Source organism: Bacillus sp. C30, assembly GCF_040838255.1.
Lineage (GTDB): Bacteria > Bacillota > Bacilli > Bacillales > Bacillaceae_G > Bacillus_A > Bacillus_A mycoides.
Genome location: NZ_JBFPJH010000168.1, coordinates 1 through 7,199, shown reverse-complemented (window position 1 = coordinate 7,199; position 7,199 = coordinate 1). Strand labels below are relative to the sequence as shown.

At 33.1% G+C, this 7,199-nt stretch carries 8 protein-coding genes and 1 pseudogene; 5 read left to right on the top strand and 4 right to left on the bottom strand.

Annotated elements, in window-relative coordinates; translation table 11 throughout:
• Nucleotides 1–243 precede the first annotated feature (243 nt).
• Nucleotides 244–1,480 (bottom strand): annotated as a pseudogene (locus AB3X49_RS15105) (helix-turn-helix domain-containing protein).
• Between the two features lie 587 nt (nucleotides 1,481–2,067).
• Between AB3X49_RS15105 and AB3X49_RS15100 the strand changes: the two are divergent.
• A complete protein-coding gene (locus AB3X49_RS15100) occupies nucleotides 2,068–2,832 on the top strand; it encodes a hypothetical protein (protein WP_215586980.1) in 765 nt (254 codons plus the stop codon).
• 39 nt (nucleotides 2,833–2,871) lie between these two features.
• On the opposite strand, the gene AB3X49_RS15095 is transcribed toward AB3X49_RS15100, so the two are convergent.
• Nucleotides 2,872–3,831 (bottom strand): Rpn family recombination-promoting nuclease/putative transposase, encoded by a 960-nt coding sequence (locus AB3X49_RS15095; protein WP_367963088.1) that lies wholly within the window; start codon nucleotides 3,829–3,831, stop codon nucleotides 2,872–2,874.
• Nucleotides 3,832–3,954: 123 nt separating this feature from the next.
• On the opposite strand from AB3X49_RS15095, the gene AB3X49_RS15090 reads away from it, so the two are divergent.
• Nucleotides 3,955–4,092: a DUF7003 family protein gene (locus AB3X49_RS15090; RefSeq protein ID WP_002167499.1), complete on the top strand. Its 138-nt coding sequence runs from the start codon at nucleotides 3,955–3,957 to the stop codon at nucleotides 4,090–4,092.
• A 29-nt stretch (nucleotides 4,093–4,121) separates the two neighbouring features.
• Nucleotides 4,122–4,631, top strand: a complete 510-nt coding sequence (locus AB3X49_RS15085; RefSeq protein WP_215586979.1) for a DUF2199 domain-containing protein — start codon at nucleotides 4,122–4,124, stop codon at nucleotides 4,629–4,631.
• Nucleotides 4,632–4,671: 40 nt separating this feature from the next.
• On the opposite strand, the gene AB3X49_RS15080 is transcribed toward AB3X49_RS15085, so the two are convergent.
• Nucleotides 4,672–5,574: a diacylglycerol/lipid kinase family protein gene (locus tag AB3X49_RS15080; protein ID WP_367963085.1), complete on the bottom strand. Its 903-nt coding sequence runs from the start codon at nucleotides 5,572–5,574 to the stop codon at nucleotides 4,672–4,674.
• A gap of 150 nt (nucleotides 5,575–5,724) precedes the next feature.
• Nucleotides 5,725–6,252 (bottom strand): hypoxanthine phosphoribosyltransferase, encoded by a 528-nt coding sequence (hpt, locus tag AB3X49_RS15075; RefSeq protein ID WP_000687586.1) that lies wholly within the window; start codon nucleotides 6,250–6,252, stop codon nucleotides 5,725–5,727.
• A gap of 161 nt (nucleotides 6,253–6,413) precedes the next feature.
• On the opposite strand from hpt, the gene AB3X49_RS15070 reads away from it, so the two are divergent.
• On the top strand, nucleotides 6,414–6,629 hold the full coding sequence (locus AB3X49_RS15070; protein WP_000976189.1) for a hypothetical protein: 216 nt from the start codon (nucleotides 6,414–6,416) through the stop codon (nucleotides 6,627–6,629).
• 184 nt (nucleotides 6,630–6,813) lie between these two features.
• The gene (locus tag AB3X49_RS15065) at nucleotides 6,814–7,146 is read left to right on the top strand and encodes a hypothetical protein (RefSeq protein WP_000410949.1); all 333 of its coding nucleotides are present in this window, start codon (nucleotides 6,814–6,816) and stop codon (nucleotides 7,144–7,146) included.
• Nucleotides 7,147–7,199: the final 53 nt, after the last annotated feature.

Sequence of the window (7,199 nt, the reverse complement as noted above, 5' to 3'; positions counted from 1 at the left end):
CTTATTTATAGTAATTTATTTGTCATTATTGTACTTTTTTGAAGGGGCTAGAACTTTATTAGTATTAAGGAGAATAAAGGCGTGTAAAGATGATAGAAAGAATATAAAAAAGACGAAACAAATTGATTAATTTTGAGGTGGGGGTATTAGCGCTCACAAATAGCGGGATAAATTGAAGTGGTGAATTTTGTAGATAGGTGAGATGGTATTACATGTATCCCACCTAGTGTTAAGAAAATGCTGCTATATTACGGTATGATTTTCACGATATTGTCTAGGAGTCATACTAGTAATTTTTTTGAAGACTCTTGTGAAATAACTTTGGTCACTAAAATTAAGCCAGGTACAAATATCTGATAATGGATATGTTGTTAATGTTAATAACCTTTTTGCTTCTTCTACTCGTTCCCTTTGAACATATTCGCTTAAAGGAATCCCTACTTCTTTTTTAAACAATTTAGATAAATAGGTAGGAGAAATATTTAAAAGGTTAGCAAGATCATTAAGAGATATATCGTCGTAAATATGTTTGTGAATATGATTTAGGCATGTAGTTATTGAATTAGAATATGCTTGGTTACTATATTCTTTAACACGTTCTGCGAAAGTACATAAGGCATCTTCAATTAATCTATTTACGGAGTACATGTTATCTAGTTTTTCAATGGTTTGGATATATAAAGTACCAAGTGAAAAAGCAATATCTGATGGAAGATTACCAGCTATCGCATATCGAATATCGAATAGCTAGAGTAATTGCGATAATGCCATTATTTTTTTGGTTTCTGAGTTGATCTCCTTTTGATGAAATTGCCGCGTCTTCTTGCGGAAATGAATATGCATATTGGATTACTTTTTCTTTATTTCCTTCTTTAATTGCTGAAAAAAACTTACGTTCTAATGACATGTTGTAATTTTTAGGGTCATTCCGCCGGCGTCTTGAAATATATAAATCGGGATTTACAATTTTATAAGAAACGTCCTCTAGAACTTTGTTTTTTTCCCACACAATATCTATATCTAATTTTTCATTGAAAATTGCGTAATGTAACCAAATGCTTATATCAATGAGAGTACTTTTTTTAATCTCAGGTAGAAACTGATAGTAGTCTATTCCTTGTTGCATTTTATTATTAATGTTGGAATACTCCATAAGCTTGATAGCCATTTCATCTGATACTTTTGGATAGGTAGTGGGCCCGATTATCATAGTTCCTTTTACATGTTCATGATTTGTTATATGAATGATAACGAAATTCTCAAGATACTTATTCCCTTTAAGAATTGGAAAGTTACAGGGAGCGTTTTCCTGATAAATCTCACTAAGATGTTCTTCTTTAGAAGAATAAAAAGGACTACAAATAGTATTAGAAGTAGATTCATATAAGATTTTTCTGCTAGTAGATAAGAACTGAACAGGTACATGAAAAGTTCTATGCACAAGATCACATAAGTATTGTAGGTCGATGGGGTTATTCATTATTTTCTATCTTCTCCTTTTAAGTAGGTCGTAAAACACCACATATTAATACCTAGATCTATCTTTTCCTCTGCAAGATGTAAATTTCCTAGTATCTAATTGTTCAAGCACATTTAGCCATTCTTATTTAGTTGAACAAAAAGGATTACGTATATTTCTGTTTGTAGATAAAAAACGAATAGGAACTGAAAATGATTTATGTATTAATTCAAATTAGACGTAGCCATGGTGTTTCTTCTTTTAAAAACTAAATTCATTAATGTACTATTAGTTAAAAGTTTACCCAGCGAAAAATGATTGGTAAGGGCTAATTAAAGTTTTAAATTATTCAATATCCATTATATCAAATAAATAAATTTATTAAGGGTAGATATTTATAAAATTAGGAATATAAAATATTTCGTGTATAAGCACAATACATTGAAAGTATTGTAGTAGTTGCGATAAATTAGGGCGTGTATTTTGGTGTGAGTGTACTTATTTGTATAGGCGGAAAAAGAGTACAGTTATGAGTAAATAGCTAGAATAAAGGCTTAAGTTTATTGAGGGCAGTGTAAAAGATTAGAATAAAAAGAAGGAGAGAGTAAATGCCAATTATAAGAGATATCCGATTAAGTTTTCTAAAAAGAAAAGAGCATATAAGTAGTTTAGAGACATTAAAATTAACATCCTCAAGCAACTATGATGAGGAGCTATCTTTTTTTAAAGAAACGAGCTGTATTACTTCTTTATACGAGCGACATATGTCAAAGTTAAGAACAGACTATGAAAAAGTTATTTTGATTTACTGTGTGGATGATATTTCATTATTAAATCAGTGGGAGAAGAAATATCGAATTTTTCCTGGATATATGAATGTGTTTGTAGAGTATGGGAGTGTAAATGATTTTCCATATTTATCAGATAGAGAGAAAAAAGAATTAGCCCTTCAAATCGTTCATACTGAAATGAAGAGTTTAGCTGTGGAATGTGATTGGGATATAGGGATGTTAGAAAAAGCATACAATAAGGTACTGGATTTGGATTATAAAAATGAACTTGTATATATAAAGAAGAGTAGTCCGAATAAAAAATATGTATGTAGTATAATTTGGCAGCATGAAGTGGCTTATGCTGATATGTACTTAGAAATAAGGGAGTATAGAACGAGACGATTAATCAAAAAGGAAAAGCTTATTAGAGAAGAAGATATGTATAAAATGTTTAATCATATTAGTGACGTGGCTTGGAAGTTAAACCATAAAGTGATGTTGATGAACGACAAAGGGAAAACCATGTGGATGTTAACCTTTTTAGAGAAAAACGAGCCAGATAATTTAGTTTGGAAGATTGAAAGAATTGAGGAAAGTTAATAAAAAAGAGCTTGAAACCATTCAAGCTCTTTTTTATTACTATTTATGTCCTAAAATATGCTCAACCTCATGCACACTTAATTTACTTGCCTTAGCAATCGTTTCAAGTGGTATACCAAGATCATACATATTTTTAATCATTTGAATTTTTACCTGCTGAACCCCTTCTTTTCGACCCTTTTCAATGCCTTGTTCAATGCCTTTTTCAATCCCTTTTTTTATTCCTTGTTCCATTCCTCTTTTTATTCCTTCTGTCTCTGCGTGGGCGAATTTTGCTGCTTCATCCATTAAAACTTTCTCCCTTGCGTCATAGGCTTGTCGGAAAGAAGAATCTTGACTCATACGTTCCCATTTATTTATCGCTTTTTGTAAAATAGGATCTTGGTTCATAGCAATATCCTCCAATGTTTTAGTTAAGTGCTCATCCTCATTTGCTGAAAGTAATAAAAGCCAACGAACAAATGGATCTTTCCACGGATTTACTTTTTCTTCATGCCATTGTTCTGTTAACTTTGGGATTTCTACAATGTGAATTTCTATGTCATGACTTAGGAGTTTCTGTTGTTGTGTATTCCATAATATACTCGTTGAATGGAAGGCGTTTTGTTCTGAAAACATTATGAAGTTTAATAAATTTATGGTGATGGTTTTATGCAGTGAGCTATATGGCATGCCCTTTTGTAATTGGGATGTGTATAATTTTCCCCAATAATATAAACTACGTTTTATCATATCGTGATTATTATTGAGCTGTATTTCTACATTTACTTTTGTTCCTGTGTTTAATATCGCTGAAATGTCTAAAATAGATAACTTATCCTCTTCATATTCCCGATGCAAATGTGGATCTTCTAGTTGTAGAGAAGCAATGGGCGACTCTAAAGACTCTTGTAACATAGCGTTTAAAAATGCAATTAGGATATCTTCACTACCATTCGTACCAAACAATTGTTTAAATGCAAAATCAATGCGTAAATTAACTAACTGTTGGTTGAACACAGCGTTTCCTCTCCCTTGTATCAGGTTGTTTCTTTCTTTCATTGTACCTAAAAAGAACTAGGCCATGCAAACAGGCCCTTCTGCTATTTTGTTAGTAGTATTATTAGAAAATGAATGGCAAGTATGTCTATGTTATACTCTAGTGAAATTGAATTTTTTCAATCAGTAGCTGCTACAATAGAGAAGAAAGATCCAAGTGTTATTGTGAATAAGGATTCTAATACACATTGGAAAAATTGGATGGATTTTGAGTGTGAATGAAATTTAAAGGATAGGAGAACTCATAATAGATGAAAAGAAGAAGAAAGTCCGGAGAAAAGATACAAATGAACCGATTTACATTCCCTTTATGTTACGGAAGTGAAGCACCATCTTATTACTATGAGGTAGCGGCTCATGAAAGAGAGGGACGCTTCCATTTAACATCAGATCTTTGTGTAATGGACGATGAACATTATTTTATTAGAGGCTGTTTAGAGATTCCTATAATTGATTACCACGAAAATTTCATCTGGACTGTGTGGGTATCACTTAGTAAAGAAAGTTATGATAAAGTACTAGAAGAGTGGGATGAGAGAGGACGAGAGAATAGTGATCCTCATTTTGGCTGGTTATCTGTAGAAATACCAGTTTATCCAGAAACACTAAATTTAAAGACAAATGTACATATAAGAGAAGTTGGAATGGCACCGTATGTTGAAGTAGAGCCAACCGATCACCCTTTAGCGATAGAACAAAGAAATGGAATTACTTTAGAGAGAGTTAAAGAAATACAAGAAATTATACAACGACATAATTAGATTAGAAGAAAAAAACGAGTGATATCACTCGTTTTTTTCATTACACAACATTAGGATTATAAATCATCGTAAAGTGCGCTTGTAACAACTCAATATGACACGGTGTATGTAGAGAGCTTTCACCATCTGTATCTACTTCTTTTTCTTCTTCTGTTTCAATATGAATGGATTTAGCTTTGACGTGGAAGATGTCATTTTCATTTGAGTCTTCAAATAGTTTCTTTCCGATATAATCTTTAAACGCTTGAATGCCTGTTGATTTGACTACGAAAATATCAAGTGTTCCGTCATCACATTTTACGTTCGGAATAAAGGATGGGATACCCCCGAGATATTCACCGTTTCCAACCATAACAAGGACAGCTTCATCTTCATACACTTGTCCGTCGTAAGTGATTTTTACTTGGAATGGTTCAGCATTTTTTACAGTTCGAATGGTGCTTAAATAGTAACCAATTTTACCAAGCTTTGCTTTCTCTTCTGCATCAATATTGTTTGATACTTCAGATACGAGTCCAATGCCCCAGAAGTTTAAGAAGTGTTGTCCGTTTGCTTTTGCGACATCAATTGGTTTTACATGTCCTTTTGTAATGAGTTTCGCTGCTTCTGCAATATTTTGCGGAACACCAAGTGTGCGAGAGAAGTCGTTGCAAGTTCCACCTGGAATGATTGCAAGTGTAGGTCTAGTTTCAAGAGGGGCTAAGCCGTTTGTGCATTCAAATACAGTTCCATCACCACCAAAGACGATAATTAAATCTACTTTACTAGCAAACTCTTGGCAATATTTTGTTGCATCACCTTGTTTTTTCGTATGAAGGATATGTAGGTCAGGAAAAGCTGTGGCAAGTGGTGGTACGATTTTTGTTAAGTTCGTATGTAAATCGCCTTGTCCTGCTTTCGGATTTACGATGAGGAGTACTTTTTCAAATTTTGTTTTTGTCATTCTTCATCTCTCCCTTTGTTTTTATAAATTACGGTAGAAATAAAACTTCCACCAATAATGCATGGAAGCTTATTTGATCCCGCTATTTGCGGGCCAATAATCATTGGGAATGGACAAAAATCCCAATGATTAAGGTTTCACTTTATTATATTATTCCGTTACAACTGAAGCGATAAATGGTAAGTTACGATATTTTTCTGCGCAGTCGATACCGTAGCCAACGATAAATTCGTCTGGAATTTGGAAGCCAACATACTCAGCTTTTAAGTCCACTTTACGGCGTTCAGGTTTATCAAGTAACGTACAGAACTTCAATGCTTTTGGTTTATGCATGAAGAAGTGATCTTTTAAGAAGTGAAGTGTTAAACCAGAATCGATAATGTCTTCTACGACAATTACGTTTTTTCCAGTAATGTTTACATCGATATCTTTTAATAGTTTTACTTTTCCAGTTGTTTCTGTTTGATTTCCGTAGCTAGATGCAGAGATAAAGTCGATAGTTACTTCGTTTTTAATATGGCGAATTAAATCAGCAGCGAATACGAAAGATCCTTTTAATACAGCGATTACAACGATTTCTTCTCCTTCAAAATCACGTTCGATTTGAAGCGCTAGTTCTTTTACTTTTTCTTGTAATTGTTCTTCAGAAATTAAAGTGTCTTTTATTTCAATTTTCATTTGAATCCTCCTACAGTGTAAAACTTGTGAACATTTCGACTGTAAAGGATAGAAAGAAAAAAGTCAAAGAAGATATAAGGTTTTTACAGAAATCCCCACAAAATAGTCAGATGATATGATATACTGATAATATTAAGAAAACGCTTCCAAAAAGGGTGATTATGATGAAAAAGAAACAGTATACAAGTGTAACATTTATAAAAGCATTGCTTTTAACAATTGTTCTTGGTATGTTGGCTTACATAATTGATGTACCTGCAATTCGCATTTCACTAATTGGAATGACTTTAGTATTAGGCGCAATTTCCCACGGTATGATGTCGCAGCTGCAAGAGGCTGGACTTGATGATATGAAAGATTCTATAGATAAGAAATGAAAAACCTTCACGTATATAGAGTGAAGGTTTTTCGTTTCTTACAAAAATGTAAGGTGATTTGTAAGACAAATCGATAGTTGCATAGTAGTGTTTTGGATAAACTATAAGTGTAAGGTAAAAGGCAAGCATATTTTAGGTAAATTAAGTTTTAGGCACTCTATATGTGAAAAAGGAGTAGGAGGGCATGGAGAAACATTGGACGACCTTTTCTTTTTTAGCAACTAGTAACACCGTAATGCTAGCTGGAGAAATGGATTTTTTGCATACGTTTGATCGAGAAGACGATCATTCTTCTTCTAAATTTACAATGAAATGGAGTAAGTGGAGCGATAGTTGTAAATTGGAAGAAGAGGCCCCTAACGAAAGGCAAAAAATTATTTTAACAAATCCTATTAAAGCATGGGTCGTTCAATGTCGTAAGTGTAACGTCAAAAATCACTTCAAGAAAACTGAGCCGAGACAATTAGTTATCACTCCGGCCCTTTCTACTTCTCAATCACGCGAAAGTAACAAATAAATATCGAGACACACACCCGAAAAAACATCGTATATATTACGGTGTTTTTTTAT

Coding starts and splice junctions, on each gene's coding strand:
- AB3X49_RS15070 (WP_000976189.1), top strand. CDS start 6,414: ATGATGAAAAAGAAACAGTATACAAGTGTAACATTTATAAAAGCATTG.
- AB3X49_RS15100 (WP_215586980.1), top strand. CDS start 2,068: ATGCCAATTATAAGAGATATCCGATTAAGTTTTCTAAAAAGAAAAGAG.
- AB3X49_RS15065 (WP_000410949.1), top strand. CDS start 6,814: ATGGAGAAACATTGGACGACCTTTTCTTTTTTAGCAACTAGTAACACC.
- AB3X49_RS15085 (WP_215586979.1), top strand. CDS start 4,122: ATGAAAAGAAGAAGAAAGTCCGGAGAAAAGATACAAATGAACCGATTT.
- AB3X49_RS15080 (WP_367963085.1), bottom strand. CDS start 5,574: ATGACAAAAACAAAATTTGAAAAAGTACTCCTCATCGTAAATCCGAAA.
- hpt (WP_000687586.1), bottom strand. CDS start 6,252: ATGAAAATTGAAATAAAAGACACTTTAATTTCTGAAGAACAATTACAA.
- AB3X49_RS15090 (WP_002167499.1), top strand. CDS start 3,955: ATGTCTATGTTATACTCTAGTGAAATTGAATTTTTTCAATCAGTAGCT.